The organism is Arthrobacter rhombi (genome assembly GCF_900163545.1).
GTDB lineage: Bacteria > Actinomycetota > Actinomycetes > Actinomycetales > Micrococcaceae > Arthrobacter_H > Arthrobacter_H rhombi_A.
On record NZ_FUHW01000052.1, the window covers coordinates 77,255 to 92,756 of the forward strand.

The following is a 15,502-nucleotide window of genomic DNA, read 5'->3' on the forward strand; positions in this document are numbered from 1 at the left end:
CGCTGAATCTTTAGAAAATAGGGGTAACTCTGGTTCCCAAGGTACACGTAAAAAGTACGTACATTTAGGCGTGGGGGAGGTGCTCGGCTTCTTCTGCTGCAGAGCCTTGCTCAAGAATCCCGCGAGCGGCCAGCACGTCCCCGGTCTGGTGGGCGAAGACGTCGGCCGAGATCACGACGGGCCCGGCCAGGACGATGGGATTCCGGCCCAAGCCCCGGGCACGGGCAGCAACGCAAACGTCGGTGATGCAGCCCAGGATCGCGGGGATACTAGGCAGCATGAGCCCGCCTGCCAATGCCGCGAGTTCGAGGTTGAGGCTCCCACCCGGCGTAGTGGGAGGCCCGGAGGGCCAGGAACCGCGTCCCCGGCGACGGCATAGGGCAGCACGCTGACAGAGCCTCGTGGACCGCCGAGGCAGAGTGCCTCGAGGCAGAGAGCCAGGGGCTGCAAGGTGCTGGGAACGCCCTGTGGCCCGAGGGGGATCGCAGGAATAAGGTTCAGGGTGGCCGCGCGGGCGACGAAAACGGAGATCAGACCCACGTCGCGGAGACCCCACCTGCTGCGGTCGGTGGACTGCCGCTGGGTGTCGAGCGAGGGATTAGTCATGAACGGCATGGTGCTTGATCACTGTTCAAGCCAGCCTTGAGGGGTGAGATGGCACTCGTGGGATGCTCTGGCCTTAGGTGGTCATCGTTCGCACGCGTACACTGGAAAGGTTGCGTGTCAGCGCATCACATTCCATTTGAGAGGTTCCCATTGATTTCCGTTGCCGACCTTGAGCTCCGCGCCGGTGCTCGACTCCTGATGGAGGGTGTCAACTTCCGCATCGATCAGGGAGATAAGATCGGCTTGGTCGGACGCAATGGCGCCGGCAAGACGACGATGACTCGCGTTCTGGCAGGCGAAGCGGAGCCCACCGGAGGGACCGTGGCGCGTAACGGATCCATTGGGTACCTCCCACAGGATCCCCGGACACCGAATATGGGCCAGCTGGCCCGGGACCGAATCCTTTCGGCTCGTGGCATGGATGAGATCGTGACCAAGCTGCGCAAATGCACCGATGAGATGGGCAGCGAAGACGAGGCTGTTCGGACCAAGGCGATGAACCGGTACGACCGGTTGGATGCAGAATTCATCTCGCGTGGTGGCTATGCCGCCGAAGCGGAAGCCTCGGCCATCTGTAATAACCTGGCCTTGCCCGAGCGACTCCTCGATCAGACACTGGACACTCTCTCCGGCGGTCAGCGCCGACGTGTTGAACTGGCCCGGATCCTCTATGCCGATGCCCAGACACTCTTGCTTGACGAACCCACCAACCACCTCGATGCGGATTCGGTGGCGTGGCTGCGGGAGTTCCTGCGTAATCACCAGGGTGGGCTGATGGTGATCTCCCACGACACCGACCTGCTCGAAGCGACCGTCAATAAGGTGATCCATCTTGACGCCAACCGCGCGACGATGGACCTCTACAACCTCGGGTGGAAGCGCTACCTCGAGCAGCGCGAAACCGACGAACGTTCCCGTAAGCGTGAACGCGCGAGCACGGAGAAGAAGGCCGGAGCATTGCTGGCCCAGGCGAATAAGATGAAGGCCAGGGCCTCCGGCGCCTCCGCCGCGCAGAGCATGCTCAAGCGCGTGGATCGCCTCATGGGTGGCCTGGAGGAAGCTCGTGCCCAGGAGAAGGTCGCCGCGTTGCGATTCCCGGAACCGGATCCTTGTGGCAAGACACCCATGATGGCCAAGAACCTGAGTAAGTCCTACGGGTCCCTGGAAATCTTCATGGACGTGGATTTGGCCATCGACCGCGGCTCCAAGGTAGTGATCTTGGGACTGAACGGTGCCGGCAAGACGACCCTGCTGCGTATGCTCGCCGGGGTCGCCGAACCCGATACCGGTGAAGTCATTCCCGGTCACGGACTCAAGGTCGGTTACTACGCCCAGGAGCATGACACGCTCGACGTCGAGCGCACCGTCCTGGAAAACATGCGCTCATCCGCACCGGATAAACTCGGCGACGCCGAAGTGCGCGGAATCCTTGGTTCCTTCATGTTCAGCGGCGACGACGTCAATAAGCCGGCCGGGGTCCTCTCCGGCGGCGAAAAGACGCGTCTCGCCCTAGCCACCATCGTTGCTTCCAGCGCCAACGTGCTGCTCCTCGACGAACCGACCAACAACCTGGACCCGGCCAGCCGCGCCGAGATCCTGAACGCGCTGAGCAACTACAGCGGCGCCGTGGTCATGGTCAGTCACGATGAAGGTGCTGTGGCCGCCCTGAATCCCGAACGTGTGGTCTTGTTGCCGGATGGCGACGAGGACCTGTGGAACGAAGGGTATCTGGACCTGGTCACCTTGGCCTGAGTTAGTCTGGCCTCAAGGTCTGCAAGCCCCGTCGGTGAATCCGGCGGGGCTGCTTCCTTTAAGCTCGGCCCGCTAGTGGTGAGCCTGGTCCTCGAACCGGTCGAGGTAGGCATCTTCGAGCTCTTCATCGGTGGGCTCATTGCCCTTCCTGCGGTGGGTACGTTGACGGGGCGCCCGGTAGGCGGAGTGAACGACGTCGGTACCGGCCGCGGCGGCTTCGGCCGCCTCCTGCGCATCCTCACGATTAAGCCGGGCCTGCTGACGAGCGGCGTAGCCCAGCCCGATGAAGGACAGCACTCCGAAGGCGAACCACTGCAAGGAATAGGACAGGTGGTTTCCCTCATCGATCGAGGGGCGTTCCAAGGCGGTGGGCGCCGTGGCCGGGGACGGCTTCTCGTCGGCGATCACTCCGTAGGCGCCAGTGGCGATCGGGTACCCGAGATCCTCTTCCAACGCGGGAAGTTCGATCGAGGCGACCTGCCCTTTCGGGGCCGAACGGCGGACCGCTGGCTCGCCGACCTTGAGCCGGGCAGTGATGTCCACCTGGCCCTTGGGCGGAGCAGGAATCACATCCGGCCTGCCGGCGGAGTCGTCCCCAATGGGCAACCATCCGCGATCGATGATCACCCGGGTTCCTTCATCGGTCTGGAACGGAACCAAGACCTCATAACCTGGCTGCCCATTGGTCGTGCGGTTACGCACGATGCGGGTGTCCTCGGGGAGGTAGCTGCCCTTCATGTCGACCGGGGTCCAGGCCCGATCCTCCGGAAGCGTGCTGAAGAACGGGCGCGCCTGCTGGAAGTCCAGTGCCGGGGCATCGTAGTTGGCTTTGACCAGGTCGTTGGCGGCGCGGGCCTCGTCGAGCCGGTTCATTTGCCATTTGCCCAAGCCCACGCAGGCCGCAGCGAAGATGCAGACCAGCAGCAGCCAGCCAAGCCAGCGTGTGCTGGCCAGGAATCTGTACACGGATTCAGCCCTCCTGGGCGTCGTCGGGGAGCGGTTGTGATTCCTTGAACAAACCGCGCTCCGTGAGGTAGGTGGTCAACCACTCACGGTGGTCGGTACATGCCAGCCAGATCTTCCGGCGCTCCGGGGTGTGAATGCGGGGGTTGTTCCAGAGCAGTTGCCACTGCGCCGGCAGCCGGCATCCCTTTCGCGAGCACTTCGGTACAGCGGGTCCCTCCACGCCGGAGAGTTGGTCAAAGATGCTCATCCATGCTCCCTTTCGTTGCCGGAGCGGCTGTGGTGGTTCCGGTGCGGGGGACCTTCTGGTGGCTCGTCCGCATCGGCTTCGGGGTCGTACCAGTGTCCGGACAGCAGGTCCGGTTCGTCCACATCGTCTGAGCCATCCGGCGTCTCCCGGCGGTCTTCGGCCGAGGGCCTCTGGGCATCGTCGTCGCCCACGGTGGCTGCCGGTGCCCCGTCCAGCATGGCGGGTTCGCCCGGGCCGCCCTCGTAGTAGTTCGTCTCGGTGCGTTTGGCCAAGTCCGCGCCACTGGCGTTGGCGACGACCACAGCGAAATACGGGAGGACGACCGCCAAAATCAACATGACCACTTGAATCCAGCCGTGGACGAAAAAGGCAGTAATGAAACAGGCCATGCGCACTGACATCGAAATTGTGTACTTGACGGTGCGGGAATGCCTGTCCGCCGAGCGCGACTCATCGGCGTCGGTGATCCGCTGCGGGTGGCCGGCGGGGACAGGCTGGTTCAAAGGGTGCGAATGCTGGCTCATGTCTCTTCCATGGTGTTCCCCTCCATTGTGTCACCGTCACGACGATCCGCCGAACCTTCCACGGCTAGAATGGTGCGGAATCGTTGACCCACCGACTTGGAGGACCCATGACCGAAACCGCCCAGCCCACTCCGCGCAGCGTACTGATCACCGGGGGCAACCGGGGGATTGGCCTGGCGATCGCCCGGGCATTCGAAGCGAACGGCGATCAGGTGGCCATCACCTACCGCAGCGGCGAGGTGCCCGAGGGGCTGCTGGGGGTCAAAGCCGATGTGACCGACACCGCGTCCATCGACGCCGCCTTCACCGAGGTCGAGCAGGCTCACGGCCCCGTCGAAGTTCTGGTCGCCAACGCCGGCATGACCAAGGACATGCTGTTGCTGCGGATGAACGAGGATGACTTCAGCTCGGTGATCGACACCAACCTCACCGGCGCTTTCCGCGTGATCAAACGCGCTTCCAAGGGCATGATCAAGAAGCGTCAGGGACGAGTGGTTTTGATCTCCTCCGTCGTGGGCCTGCTGGGTTCAGCCGGCCAAATCAATTACGCCGCGTCGAAGGCAGGCCTGGTGGGCATGGCCCGTTCCCTGACCCGTGAGCTGGGGTCCCGCGGTATCACCGCCAACGTGGTCGCTCCGGGGTTCGTGAACACCGATATGACGGCCGCGCTGCCTGAAAAGACGCAGAAGGAGTACCTCTCGGGGATTCCCGCGGCACGATTCGCGGAGCCCGCCGAAGTGGCAGGGGTCGTCCGTTGGCTGGCCAGCGACGAAGCCGCCTATATCTCAGGTGCCGTCATTCCCGTCGACGGAGGATTGGGTATGGGCCACTAAGGTCACCCAACGGTTCGTCTTTGGAGCATTCCCACAACGGTACGACGCCGGATGGGCTGGCAAGATGGAAGAAAGCGCCCGTGCACGCGGGCACCCCTTGCCGTAACCGCGCCATCCCGCGTGAACCCCAACTAGGAGAATTCATGTCAAAACTCAACGGAAAAACAGCCATAGTCACCGGGTCCTCCCGGGGAATCGGCGCTGAGGTGGCGAAGAACCTCGCAGCAGACGGTGCCTCCGTCGTGGTGAACTACCGGCAGAAGGCGCCGCGCGCCCAGAAGATCGTCCAGAGCATCATCGATGCCGGGGGCCAGGCCGTGGCCGTCGGCGCCGATCTGACGGCAGAAGGCGGCGCCCAGTCGCTGGTTGATGCAGCGCAGGAGAACTTTGGTTCGGTGGACGTGCTGGTACTGAACGCCTCGGGTGGCATGGAAGCCGATCTCGGTGAGGACTACGCACTGCGCCTGAACCGTGACGCCCAGGTCAACATGCTCAGCACCGCGGCCGCCGTCATGCCCGAAGGATCACGGGTGGTGTTCGTGACGAGCCACCAGGCCCATTTCATCGATCAGACGGCGACCCTGGACGCCTACGAGCCCGTGGCCCGTTCGAAGCGCGCCGGGGAATTGGCGTTGCGTGAGCAGATCCCCGCGCTGGACGCCCAGGGGATCTCGCTGGTGGTGATTTCCGGGGACATGATCGAAGGGACCGTCACCGCCACGCTGCTGGACCGCGCCCAGCCGGGGGCCATCGAGGAGCGTCGGCAGGCGGCCGGCAAACTGCTGACCGTCCAGGAATTCGGGGTCGAGGTGGCCGGGATGGCCACCGCAGACGTCCCGACCGGTCATACGCAATACGCCGGGGGAGCGGGACACTTCCTCGACTAATACCGGCTCGACCCCTCGCGTGTAGATCGCAAAAGGCGGCGGCACCACCTTTCACCAGGTGGTGCCGCCGCCTTCTGTCGCTTCGGGGGCTACGGCTTCTTGCCGCAGACGACCTTATTCCACGGCTGGTAGGTCCAGTGCAGGCTGTCCTTCAGGGTTTCAGCACCCGCAGTCCGGGTCCGGTGGACGTCAACGGAGAAGCCCTTTTGGCCGCCGGACTCCGAGACGCACTTCTCGGCGTCGTTATAAACGGTTTTCGGGTTGGTCCGGTCGTAGTGCTCGGAGGTCTTGGAGGTGACCTTGTACTTCTTCGTTCCCCAGAGGCGGGTGTTGACGTGGCTGTCGGTCACCCATGCCTGGATCATCACGGCGTGACCGGTGTTGTTCTTCCACGCCATGTCGATCTGACCCTCCCACAGGGTGGACTCACGGCCGGCCGGGTAGCGGTCGAACCAGCGGCTATGGGGGCGGTGGGTCACGTCTTCCATCCCACCGAGCCATCCGACGTTGAACAACTGGGTGGAGATCTGCGACAGGCCACCACCGATGGCTTCGGAAGAGAAACCGTTCTCCACCACGCCGGATTTGAAGTAGCCGTTGGCCTCCGTGATGGGTGCCAGGGCCTTGGTGAGCGAGAACGTGTCACCGGGCATGACCAAGACACCGTTGAGCTTTGAGGCGCCGGCACGCAGGTTCTTCGTCCTGACGGTGTCGTAGGTGGGGTACGGGGTGGAGAACTTGACGATCTCTTCCTTGACGCCCAGTTTCTTCGCCTTGGCCGTGGTCAGTTCCGGCTCGGTCACGGAGACGTTGATCTTCGCGGTCCGCGAATCGGACGTCGCGGCGGTGAGGATCTTCTGGTTCAGATCCTTGGTGTCGACGCCGTGGCCCTTGACCGCCGGAATGATCTTCGGCTTGCCGTCCTTCAGCACGATGCGGGCATCCTTCGCCGTGGAGGCCATCTTGGGGTTGGCCTTCAGGAGCCGGTCGGCAAGTTTCTTTTGATCCAGGGACATCGTGACGGCGCCGTCCGCGACCTTGAAGGAGGCCGCCTCAGCCAACTGGTTCGGCTTCAACGTGGCTTTCAAATCATCGGCGGCCACGGTGACGTTCCCGGCGACCAGGGGCTTGGCCTGTTCGTCACGGACCTTCTCGAAGGCCGAAGCTGGGGTCTTGGGGTCAACCGTCGAGGTGGGCACCTCGATGGGTTCGCTGGCGCCGAACCAGGAATTCTCGATGTTCTCCACCGCCTGATCCGCCTCGACCGTTTGGCCGGTCGTCGGCTTCTGGTAATCGACGGTGGCATCCTTGAAGGCGATCTCGCCTTCGCTAGCTTTTTTGTCGAGCTGCGGGCGAAGCTTTTCAACGGCTGCGTGCAGTTCGTCGTCATCCTGGGTCAGAACCGGTTCGATGGCGGCGCCACCGGTGAGCCGCTGGAAGAGGACCACCGGGTTCAGGGTGTACCCGGTCTTGCCCTGCAGGGTGGCATCGATGTCCAGCCCCAATCCGGACTGGTCGGGGGTCAGGGAGGTGGACTGCTCCCCGGCGGTGATCTTGATCGGGCCTGAAGCCAACGGGTCCAGTTTCTGGTGCAGACGTGCGGCAGCATCTGAACTGCTGAGACCGCCGATCTCTACCCCGTGAACCGTGGCTCCCTGGGGTATCTGGTCGTCAAGCAGCGAGGCCCCGCCTGCGTAGGCTGCAGCCACGATGATGACGGCACCCCCGCCCATCAGCCAGCCCTTTTTCTTCTTGCTCATGCCTTGCTTGTCCCGCATCATTACCCGCGAATGCTCCATGTTCATCGACGCGGTGCGCCCGTCGGAACGCGCACCACAGAAAATCCTAGCGCCGCGGACACGCGCTATAGTGCTGCACGTGCCCCCCGGGTCAGGTAGTTATGCAATCGTCATGATCAAATACCCGCCAGATGCCGGACGATGTCCAGGCGCGGCAGGTCAATGACGGCATCGGCGGCCGCTCGTAAGGCAGGCTTCGCGCCATAGGCGATTCCGAGTCCCGCGGCACGGACCATGTGCACGTCATTGGCACCGTCACCAGCTGCGATGGTGTGTTCGAGGGGGATGCCAGCCTCGGCGGCCCACGCCCTGAGGGATGACTCCTTGGCGGCTGCATCGACGACGGCTCCGTGGACGGTTCCGGTGAGCCGGCCCGCCGTGACGCCCAGATCGTTGGCCAAGGCGAAATCCAGGCCCAATTCCTCGGCCAGGGGCCGGAGGATCTGGAGGAAGCCGCCGGAGACGACGCCCACCAGGTGGCCGCCGGCATGGCAGGCTTCGATCAGTTCCCGGGCTCCAGGTGAAAGGACGACGGAGGCGCGCACCTGTTCGACGACCCCGGCATCCAGCCCAGCCAGGGTGGCGACCCGGGCGTGGAGGCTCTCGGCGAAGTCCAATTCCCCGCGCATGGCCGCCTCGGTGACAGCGGCGACTTCAGACTCACGTCCAGCATGGGCGGCCAGCAGTTCGATGACCTCTTGTTGGATCAACGTGGAATCGACATCCATCACCAGCAGTTTGCGGGGGGCCTCAAAGAGCGTGGCGGGCACCACGGCGTGCCAGGCAACGTCATCAACAAGCCGTTCCAGCAAGGCCTTCGTTTGTGCGCCGGGGGAATCTTCCGGCGTCCTCCGAGCCAGAGCCCTGCGTGTTCCTCGGTAACCGGGCCCCGAGAAGCCAGTGGAGGAAACCACCGTGAACCCGTGGGCCTCCAGCAGGGCCTCGAGCTGGGATGGGTCCAGTGCGTTGGCCTGCCGCCCGTCGGATGCCGCGCGGTTCTCCACGCTGTGGTCAGGGGAGGGGGCGAGGCGCTGATGCGAGATGAGGTACCTGCTGATCTTCATGGAACGATTCTTATCTGCTGGGACTCCTCAGCGCTACTTCGCGACGCGGTGAGGCGGCGCACCGGTAGCATTTGGCCGATCACCTAGGTATTGCCTTAGTGTTTTGATCATGAATGATGTGCTCTCCTTTACCGGTATCGACGTGGTCCGGGGTCAAAAGAACCTCTTGACGAGCATCGACTGGCAGGTGAAGGAGGACGAACGGTGGGTCGTTCTGGGTCCCAACGGGGCCGGGAAAACCACCCTGTTGCAGATCGCCGCCGCCCGGATGCACCCCACACGTGGTACCGCTGAGATTCTTGACGAAACCCTCGGACGCGTCGATGTCTTCGAACTGCGTCCACGGATCGGCCTGTCCTCGGGTGCGCTGGCCACCCATATCCCCGCCCACGAAACGGTGCTCAACGCCGTGGTTACCGCCTCCTACGGCACCACCGGCCGCTGGCGCGAACAGTATGAGCCCATGGACGAGCGCCGGGCCTTCTCCTTGCTGCACGACTGGGGCATGTCCACCCTGATCAACAGAAAATTCGGTTCCTTGTCCGACGGCGAACGCAAGCGCGTCCAGATTGCCCGGGCGCTGATGACCGACCCGGAGCTGTTGCTCCTGGACGAACCCGGCGCCGGACTGGACTTGGCAGGACGCGAAGATCTGGTGGCCCGCCTCTCGGAGCTCGCCGCCGACGAAGAGGCCCCGGCCATGGTCCTGGTCACCCACCACCTCGAAGAAATCCCTCCGGGCTTCACCCACGCGATGCTGCTCCACGAGGGCAAGATCGTCTCGGCCGGGCCCATCGCCACGACACTGACCGAAGCCAACCTCTCGGAGACTTTCGAGCTGGACCTGCGCTTGCGCGTTGACGAGGGCCGTTACACGGCCGTCGCCCGACACGGCGCCTAGGACCAACCCAGCGTATGGAATTTTGGAGAGAACTCCTCGTCCTTTTTGCCGGGCTCTGGGCGGGAACGATCAACACGATCGTCGGCTCCGGCTCGCTGGTGACGTTCCCGGTCCTGGTTGCCTTGGGCTTCGCCCCGGTCAACTCCATCATCTCCAACGCCATGGGACTGGTAGCCGGCGGCTTCTCCGGTGCCTGGGGGTACCGACAGGAAGCGCGCACCGTCCCCAAGACGATGCTGAAACTGGTTCCAGCCTCGCTTGTGGGCGGCATTCTGGGCGCTTTTCTGTTGCTGCACCTTCCCGAGACGGTCTTCGGCTACGTCGCCCCAGTGCTCATTGCGATCGCGATCCTGCTGGTGATCTTCCAGCCACGGTTGGCGCGGTGGGTGCGCGAACGACAAAGTGGCGACCCGCTGCGCCCGACCCACGTTGACGAGCAGAAACTCTCCCCGCTGGTCTACATCCTGGTGTTCCTCATCGGTGTCTACGGCGGCTACTTCACCGCAGCCCAGGGCATCCTGCTCATGGCCGTACTGGGAATCTTCTTCCACGGTTCCCTCCAGCAGTCCAACGCGATCAAGGTCATCCTCTCGCTGGTGGTGAACCTGGTCGCCGCCGTGTCCTATCTGCTCTTTGCCTTCGACCGGATCAACTGGCTGATCGTCCTGCTCATCGCCGGCGGTTCACTGGTCGGCGGATTCATCGGGGCCCGGGTCGGCCGGAAGCTCTCACCACTGCTGCTGCGATCCTTTATCGTGGTGCTCGGGCTCGTGGCCCTGGTGACCATGATCGGCAAGCTGGTCGCCTGATGCCGATCATTCGGCTCGAATCAGCGGCAGACCCCCGCGTCGCAGATTATGTGGCGCTCTCGGACGCGGCCCTGCGCCAACGCACCGATCCGGGGCGTGGACTCTATATCGCCGAAAGTTCCAAGGTCCTGCGTCGCGCCCTGACGGCCGGGCATGTGCCACGCTCCTTCTTCCTGGCCGATAAATGGCTTGAGGGGCTCTCCGATGTCCTCCAAGCCCATCCCGACGTCCCGGCCTTCGTTGGCGCCCCGGGGGTGCTGGAAGAAATCACCGGCTTCCACCTGCACCGTGGGGCGCTGGCCGCCATGAACCGGCCACAACCGGTTCCGGTGAGCGACGTCCTGGCCGGGGCACGCCGGGTGCTATTGCTCGAGGACATCGTGGATCACACCAACCTCGGGGCGATCTTCCGTTCGGCAGCTGCCTTGGGGGTGGACGCGGTACTGGTCTCCCCTCGCTGTGCCGATCCGTTGTATCGCCGGTCGATCCGGGTCAGCATGGGCGGGGTCTTCCAGATTCCGTGGGCCCGACTCGAGGATTGGGGCCACGGGTTGGAGGGGATACGCCGGGCAGGGTTCACCCTCGCCGCTCTGGAGGTCACCGAATCGTCGCGCCCCATCGATGAGGTAGCCGCAGAGAAGATTGACCGGTTGGCCCTGGTGCTGGGCACCGAAGGGGCCGGCGTTTCGCCCGAGACCCTCGCCGCCGTGGACCTGGCAGTGGTGATCCCCATGCGTGACGGTGTGGACTCACTGAATGTTGCTGCCGCCTCGACCGTTGCCATGTGGGAACTGCGCGCGCGATAGGCGCGGCGATTTTTCTCGACATCTGCCGGTGAGCTACAGTAAGTAGTCGGTTCCGTGTCGAACGGAACGGCTTTACCCGTATGGTTGCTGGCAAAATCCAGTGGCTCGAACAAAGGTTTTCCTCATGAAGTCCAACACCCACCCGAAGTACGAGGCAGTCGTGTTCAACGACCTCGCCTCCGGCGAAAAGGTCCTGACCCGCTCCACCCGTTCGTCGAACAAGACGATCGAGTGGGAAGACGGCAAGACGTACCCGGTGATCGACGTCGAAATCTCGGCAGCATCACACCCGTTCTACACGGGTAAGCAGCGCATCATGGACTCGGCCGGCCGCGTCGAGCGCTTCAACGCCCGCTTCAAGAACTTCGGCAAGAAGTAAGCGGACACTTCATGTGGCAAAAGGACCCTTCGGGGTCCTTTTGTCGTTAACGGTTCGATGGCTTCCCCGCATCTCCGGACCGTCGGGTGATCGGCAACGGGTGGAGGGGTCATTAGGATGGAATCATGCCAGTCGAAGATCTTCCCCAGCTAGATAGCACGCCCTATACCCATCACGGCGAATTCAAGGTCCACGGAGGAAAGCTCGTGGTCGCGGATCTGGAAGTCGCCGGAGAGGGAGCGGCAGCACGGATTGTTCGCGCCAACATCAACGGGGACTTCTTCCTTGAACCCGATGAGGCCCTCGATGACATCAACGCCGCCTTGGTGGGGATGGAAACCTCGGCCCCGCATGCGGTGATCAGTGGAGCCGTCGGCACGGCGGTGGGCCACGACGCCGTCATGTTCGGATTCGACCCGTCGGCCGTGGCCACCGCGGTCCGCAGGGCGCTGGGACTGGCCACCACCTGGGCCGATCACGACTGGGAGGTCATCGGACCACGCTCACTACCCATCGCCGTGAATGTCTCGCTTGACGAAGTGATGACCCGCGAAGTCATGGAGGGAACCCGGAAGCCGACCCTGCGGATCTGGGACTGGAACGAACCGGCAGTGGCGATCGGCAGTTTCCAGTCGGTCCGCAACGAGATCAACCCCGCAGGAGCTCAACGCCATGGAGTGACCGTGGTGCGACGCATCAGCGGTGGCGGGGCCATGTTCATGGAAGCCGGCAACTGTGTCACCTATTCGCTCTATCTTCCGGCCTCGTTGGTGGACGGCATGAGCTTCGCCGATTCCTACCCCTTCCTGGACGCCTGGGTGATGGACTCCTTGCAGCGGCTGGGGGTGGAGGCCTTCTATAAGCCGCTGAACGATATCGCGACCCCGCAGGGAAAAATCGGTGGTGCCGCACAAAAGCGTTTCGCCGGCGGTGCGATCCTGCATCACGTGACCATGAGCTACGATATCGACGCCGAAAAAATGACCGAGGTTCTGCGCATCGGCCAGGAGAAGATTTCAGATAAGGGCATCGCCAGCGCGAAGAAGCGGGTGGACCCGCTCAAACGTCAGGCCGGTATCCCGCGGCACGAGATCATCGAGACGATGATCTCCACGTTTATTCAGCGTTATGGCGCCACCCGGACCGAACTCGATGAGAACACCTTGGCCCGGGCCGAGCGCCTCGCGGATGAGAAGTTCCGCACCGACGAATGGTTGAACCGGGTCCCCTGACCCGTCGAGCGCCGGGGGTTGCCCCGGCGCTCGACGATTCTGGTCCTGATCAGGGCCGTGAAGCCATGACGGCCGCCTGCCCGCGCAGGGTGCGGACCAGCTGGTCACGCTGTTCGATGATGATCCGACGCAGTGCCCGTGGGGCCTGGGCGTTCTCGATCAGCCAGCTGTCCGCGTTGCGGACGACACGATGCTGCTCCGGTGTCTCGGTGCCCAGGTCTTGGTCCAGGGGGAAGAGGCCCTGGACGATCCGGGTGGCCAGACCAATACTCTTTTGCTCCCAAATATCGGCCAGGGCCGGCCAGTAGCGTGTGTAGTAGTCATCGATCAGTTCATGGCCACCGATGAGGAAACCATTGACCGTGGCGCTGAGGACATCGTTGGACAGGACCGCGCCCTCGGCGTCGGTCCCCGACAGGGCGGCGTCGAAGGCCGCCTGCTTGACCTGCGCCTCCGGACGGGCTGCCCAGGCCAGGGCCTGTCCCACGGTGGCGACCGCCGACGGGTTGGCTTGGCGTTCGGCTTCCAGCGTGGAGGTCGTGATCTGACCGCGGGCCGCTCCGGCCTGCAAAAGGGCCCAACGTAGTTGTTCGTCGACCCGGAGCCCTTCCACCGTGAGACTGCCCTCCAGCAGCCCGGCCACTACCTGGTCGAGCTCACCGGCACGGGCCAACTCGGCCAGTGCCCGGGCAAAGGCGAGTTGGGCATCGGAGCCCGGCTCGGCGGCGAGCAGGAAATCGTGCAAAGCCTGAGCCAGCTTCCGGTGCTCGGCATCCCTGATATGGGGCGGGCAATAGCGCTGCACCGCGGTTTCGGCCTGGCCGAGAATCATCGACAGGACCCCGACATCGCTGATCGTGGCCACGTGGCGCCGCACGGCAGCCAGGAAGACCGGCGCCGGGAGCAGACCGTCGCGGACCATGGACCACAGGGCTGCCCAGGCGGTCGCCCGGGCCAGCGGCTCGGTCAACGTTCCCAGGTGTTCGAGCAGGACCCCCAGGGTGGCCTCGTCGAATCTGACCTTGGCATAGGTCAGGTCCCCGTCATTCGGGAGCACGACGCCGGGGCGGGGCCGGCCGAGGAGTTCGGGCACCTCGGTGCTGGAACCGGTGACATCGAGTCTGAAGCCTCCGGTGCGCTGCAGGACGCCCTCACGCAGTTCGAAGGTTCCCACCCCCAGGGTGTGCGGGCGGATGGCGGGGGAGCCGGTGGTGGGATCCGCCCCGTCCTGGACAATGACCGCCGAGGTGACAACGCCGTCGTGCTCGGTCAGTTCGACCTGCAGCGAACCGACACCTGCGGTGCGCAGCCATGCTTCGGACCAGGCCCCCATATCCCGGCCCGATGCCTCCTCAAGGACGGCCAAGAAGTCCGCGAGCGTGGTGTTGCCGTATTCGTGGCGACGGAAGTAGGTGCGGGCGGCCGAGATGAAGGCGTCGCGTCCCACGTAGGCGTCCAGTTGCTTCAGAACCGAGGCCCCCTTGGCGTAGGTGATGCCATCGAAGTTCTGCCGGGCCGCTTCCAGATCGGGGATGTCCGCGACGATCGGGTGGGTGGTCGGCAGCTGGTCCTGGACGTAGGCCCAGGCCTTCCGCCGGTTCGCGAAGGTTACCCAGGCGGTGTTGAAATCGGTGGCTTCGGCCACGGCGAGGGTTCCGATGAAGTCGGCGAAGGATTCCTTCAGCCACAGGTCATCCCACCAGCGCATCGTCACCAGGTCCCCGAACCACATATGCGCCATCTCGTGCATGATCGTATTTGCGCGCCCCTCGTACTGGGCCTCGGTGGCCCGCGAGGTGAAGACGTAGTTCTCGGTGAAGGTCACCAGACCGGGGTTCTCCATGGCGCCGAGATTATATTCGGGGACGAAGGCCTGATCGTATTTGCCCCAGGGGTAGGGGTAGTCGAAGAGGTCGTGGAAGAAGTCCAGTCCCTGTCGTGTGGTGGTGAAAAGTGCGTCGGCGTCGAAGTTTCCGGCCAGTGAGGCGCGGCAGCTCAGACCCAAGGGCACGGTCAGCGTGCTGCCGTCCTCGAGACGCCGGGACCAGCTGTCGGTGACGTAGTGGTACGGCCCGGCGAGGATCGTGGTGATGTAGGTCGAGATGGGCAGCGTCGGGGCGAAGAGCGAGGTTGCCATCCCGTTGCCGTGTTCGCTGCGTTCGGCCACCGACTGGTTGGAGGCGACATGCCAGTGTGCGGGCGCCGTTACGGTGAAGGTGAAGGGGGCCTTGAGGTCGGGTTGTTCGAAGTTCGCAAAGACGCGACGGGCATCGGCCGGCTCGTACTGGGTGTACAGGTAGGTCTGGCCGTCCACCGGGTCAACGAACCGGTGCATGCCCTCTCCGGAGGTCGAGTAGAGGGCCGTGCCGTCGACCTCAACGAGGTTGTGGCCTTCCGTGGGGGTGAAGTGGATCCGGGAACCACGGACCGCCGTGGCGGGATCCAAGGACTTGCCGTTATGGACCACCGAGGCCACGCCACCATGGATGAAGTCCAGGAAGGTCTCTTCGCCGGCGACATGGGCGGTGAGCGCGATCCGCGTCCGGGATCGGTAGCCGGAGACCGCGGGATCCGGGGCGCCGGTCAGATCGAGATCGACTTCATAGGAGTCGACACAGAGGATCCGGGCGCGCTCGGCGGCCTCATCGCGGGACAGGTTCTGGTTTCTGGGCTGCTGATTCTCCACGGGGCCATTCA

At 64.0% G+C, this 15,502-nt stretch carries 15 protein-coding genes; 8 read left to right on the forward strand and 7 right to left on the reverse strand.

Translation table 11 applies throughout. From position 1 onward, the window contains the following. Window positions 1-64: 64 nt before the first annotated feature. Window positions 65-280, reverse strand: a complete 216-nt coding sequence (locus tag FM101_RS14815; RefSeq protein WP_087001029.1) for a hypothetical protein — start codon at window positions 278-280, stop codon at window positions 65-67. 476 nt (window positions 281-756) lie between these two features. Between FM101_RS14815 and FM101_RS14820 the strand changes: the two genes are divergently transcribed. Further along, entirely contained in the window at window positions 757-2,358 is a 1,602-nt protein-coding gene (locus FM101_RS14820) for an ABC-F family ATP-binding cassette domain-containing protein (RefSeq protein WP_087001031.1), read from the forward strand. 72 nt (window positions 2,359-2,430) lie between these two features. On the opposite strand, the gene FM101_RS14825 is transcribed toward FM101_RS14820, so the two are convergent. The 3 genes from FM101_RS14825 to FM101_RS14835 are packed head-to-tail and all read right to left on the reverse strand — an operon-like array spanning window position 2,431 to window position 4,095. Continuing rightward, window positions 2,431-3,324: an SURF1 family cytochrome oxidase biogenesis protein gene (locus FM101_RS14825; protein ID WP_087001033.1), complete on the reverse strand. Its 894-nt coding sequence runs from the start codon at window positions 3,322-3,324 to the stop codon at window positions 2,431-2,433. Window positions 3,325-3,328: 4 nt separating this feature from the next. After that, window positions 3,329-3,571, reverse strand: coding sequence for a hypothetical protein (locus FM101_RS14830; RefSeq protein ID WP_087001035.1), 243 nt, complete (start codon window positions 3,569-3,571; stop codon window positions 3,329-3,331). Beyond that, window positions 3,568-4,095, reverse strand: a complete 528-nt coding sequence (locus FM101_RS14835; protein ID WP_087001037.1) for a DUF3099 domain-containing protein — start codon at window positions 4,093-4,095, stop codon at window positions 3,568-3,570. Before FM101_RS14835 ends, FM101_RS14830 begins: the two co-directional genes overlap by 4 nt. A 107-nt stretch (window positions 4,096-4,202) precedes the next feature. Between FM101_RS14835 and FM101_RS14840 the strand changes: the two genes are divergently transcribed. Both FM101_RS14840 and FM101_RS14845 read left to right on the forward strand, forming a co-directional pair. Next, window positions 4,203-4,928 carry a beta-ketoacyl-ACP reductase gene (locus FM101_RS14840; protein ID WP_087001039.1) on the forward strand — a complete coding sequence of 242 codons (726 nt, stop codon included), beginning with the start codon at window positions 4,203-4,205 and terminating at the stop codon, window positions 4,926-4,928. Window positions 4,929-5,071: 143 nt separating this feature from the next. Then, window positions 5,072-5,815, forward strand: coding sequence for an SDR family oxidoreductase (locus FM101_RS14845; RefSeq protein ID WP_087001041.1), 744 nt, complete (start codon window positions 5,072-5,074; stop codon window positions 5,813-5,815). 89 nt (window positions 5,816-5,904) lie between these two features. On the opposite strand, the gene FM101_RS14850 is transcribed toward FM101_RS14845, so the two are convergent. After that, the gene (locus FM101_RS14850) at window positions 5,905-7,575 is read right to left on the reverse strand and encodes a VanW family protein (protein WP_241895166.1); all 1,671 of its coding nucleotides are present in this window, start codon (window positions 7,573-7,575) and stop codon (window positions 5,905-5,907) included. Between the two features lie 155 nt (window positions 7,576-7,730). Beyond that, the gene (gene serB / locus FM101_RS14855) at window positions 7,731-8,678 is read right to left on the reverse strand and encodes a phosphoserine phosphatase SerB (protein ID WP_087001045.1); all 948 of its coding nucleotides are present in this window, start codon (window positions 8,676-8,678) and stop codon (window positions 7,731-7,733) included. 109 nt (window positions 8,679-8,787) lie between these two features. Between serB and FM101_RS14860 the strand changes: the two genes are divergently transcribed. From FM101_RS14860 to FM101_RS14880, 5 genes are all read left to right on the forward strand, one after another. Continuing rightward, window positions 8,788-9,579 carry an ABC transporter ATP-binding protein gene (locus FM101_RS14860; RefSeq protein WP_087001182.1) on the forward strand — a complete coding sequence of 264 codons (792 nt, stop codon included), beginning with the start codon at window positions 8,788-8,790 and terminating at the stop codon, window positions 9,577-9,579. Window positions 9,580-9,593: 14 nt separating this feature from the next. Next, on the forward strand, window positions 9,594-10,388 hold the full coding sequence (locus FM101_RS14865) for a sulfite exporter TauE/SafE family protein (protein WP_087001046.1): 795 nt from the start codon (window positions 9,594-9,596) through the stop codon (window positions 10,386-10,388). Beyond that, the gene (locus FM101_RS14870) at window positions 10,388-11,194 is read left to right on the forward strand and encodes a TrmH family RNA methyltransferase (RefSeq protein ID WP_087001048.1); all 807 of its coding nucleotides are present in this window, start codon (window positions 10,388-10,390) and stop codon (window positions 11,192-11,194) included. The genes FM101_RS14865 and FM101_RS14870 overlap by 1 nt, the downstream gene beginning before the upstream one ends. A 124-nt stretch (window positions 11,195-11,318) precedes the next feature. Continuing rightward, window positions 11,319-11,573 carry a type B 50S ribosomal protein L31 gene (locus FM101_RS14875; RefSeq protein ID WP_087001050.1) on the forward strand — a complete coding sequence of 85 codons (255 nt, stop codon included), beginning with the start codon at window positions 11,319-11,321 and terminating at the stop codon, window positions 11,571-11,573. 125 nt (window positions 11,574-11,698) lie between these two features. Next, entirely contained in the window at window positions 11,699-12,805 is a 1,107-nt protein-coding gene (locus tag FM101_RS14880) for a lipoate--protein ligase family protein (RefSeq protein ID WP_087001052.1), read from the forward strand. Between the two features lie 49 nt (window positions 12,806-12,854). On the opposite strand, the gene pepN is transcribed toward FM101_RS14880, so the two are convergent. Next, window positions 12,855-15,491 carry an aminopeptidase N gene (pepN, locus tag FM101_RS14885; RefSeq protein ID WP_087001054.1) on the reverse strand — a complete coding sequence of 879 codons (2,637 nt, stop codon included), beginning with the start codon at window positions 15,489-15,491 and terminating at the stop codon, window positions 12,855-12,857. Window positions 15,492-15,502 lie beyond the last annotated feature (11 nt).

Coding starts and splice junctions, on each gene's coding strand:
- FM101_RS14870 (WP_087001048.1), top strand. CDS start 10,388: ATGCCGATCATTCGGCTCGAATCAGCGGCAGACCCCCGCGTCGCAGAT.
- FM101_RS14865 (WP_087001046.1), top strand. CDS start 9,594: ATGGAATTTTGGAGAGAACTCCTCGTCCTTTTTGCCGGGCTCTGGGCG.
- FM101_RS14845 (WP_087001041.1), top strand. CDS start 5,072: ATGTCAAAACTCAACGGAAAAACAGCCATAGTCACCGGGTCCTCCCGG.
- FM101_RS14815 (WP_087001029.1), bottom strand. CDS start 280: ATGCTGCCTAGTATCCCCGCGATCCTGGGCTGCATCACCGACGTTTGC.
- FM101_RS14840 (WP_087001039.1), top strand. CDS start 4,203: ATGACCGAAACCGCCCAGCCCACTCCGCGCAGCGTACTGATCACCGGG.
- FM101_RS14875 (WP_087001050.1), top strand. CDS start 11,319: ATGAAGTCCAACACCCACCCGAAGTACGAGGCAGTCGTGTTCAACGAC.
- FM101_RS14880 (WP_087001052.1), top strand. CDS start 11,699: ATGCCAGTCGAAGATCTTCCCCAGCTAGATAGCACGCCCTATACCCAT.
- FM101_RS14850 (WP_241895166.1), bottom strand. CDS start 7,575: ATGAGCAAGAAGAAAAAGGGCTGGCTGATGGGCGGGGGTGCCGTCATC.
- FM101_RS14860 (WP_087001182.1), top strand. CDS start 8,788: ATGAATGATGTGCTCTCCTTTACCGGTATCGACGTGGTCCGGGGTCAA.
- serB (WP_087001045.1), bottom strand. CDS start 8,678: ATGAAGATCAGCAGGTACCTCATCTCGCATCAGCGCCTCGCCCCCTCC.
- FM101_RS14835 (WP_087001037.1), bottom strand. CDS start 4,095: ATGAGCCAGCATTCGCACCCTTTGAACCAGCCTGTCCCCGCCGGCCAC.
- FM101_RS14830 (WP_087001035.1), bottom strand. CDS start 3,571: ATGAGCATCTTTGACCAACTCTCCGGCGTGGAGGGACCCGCTGTACCG.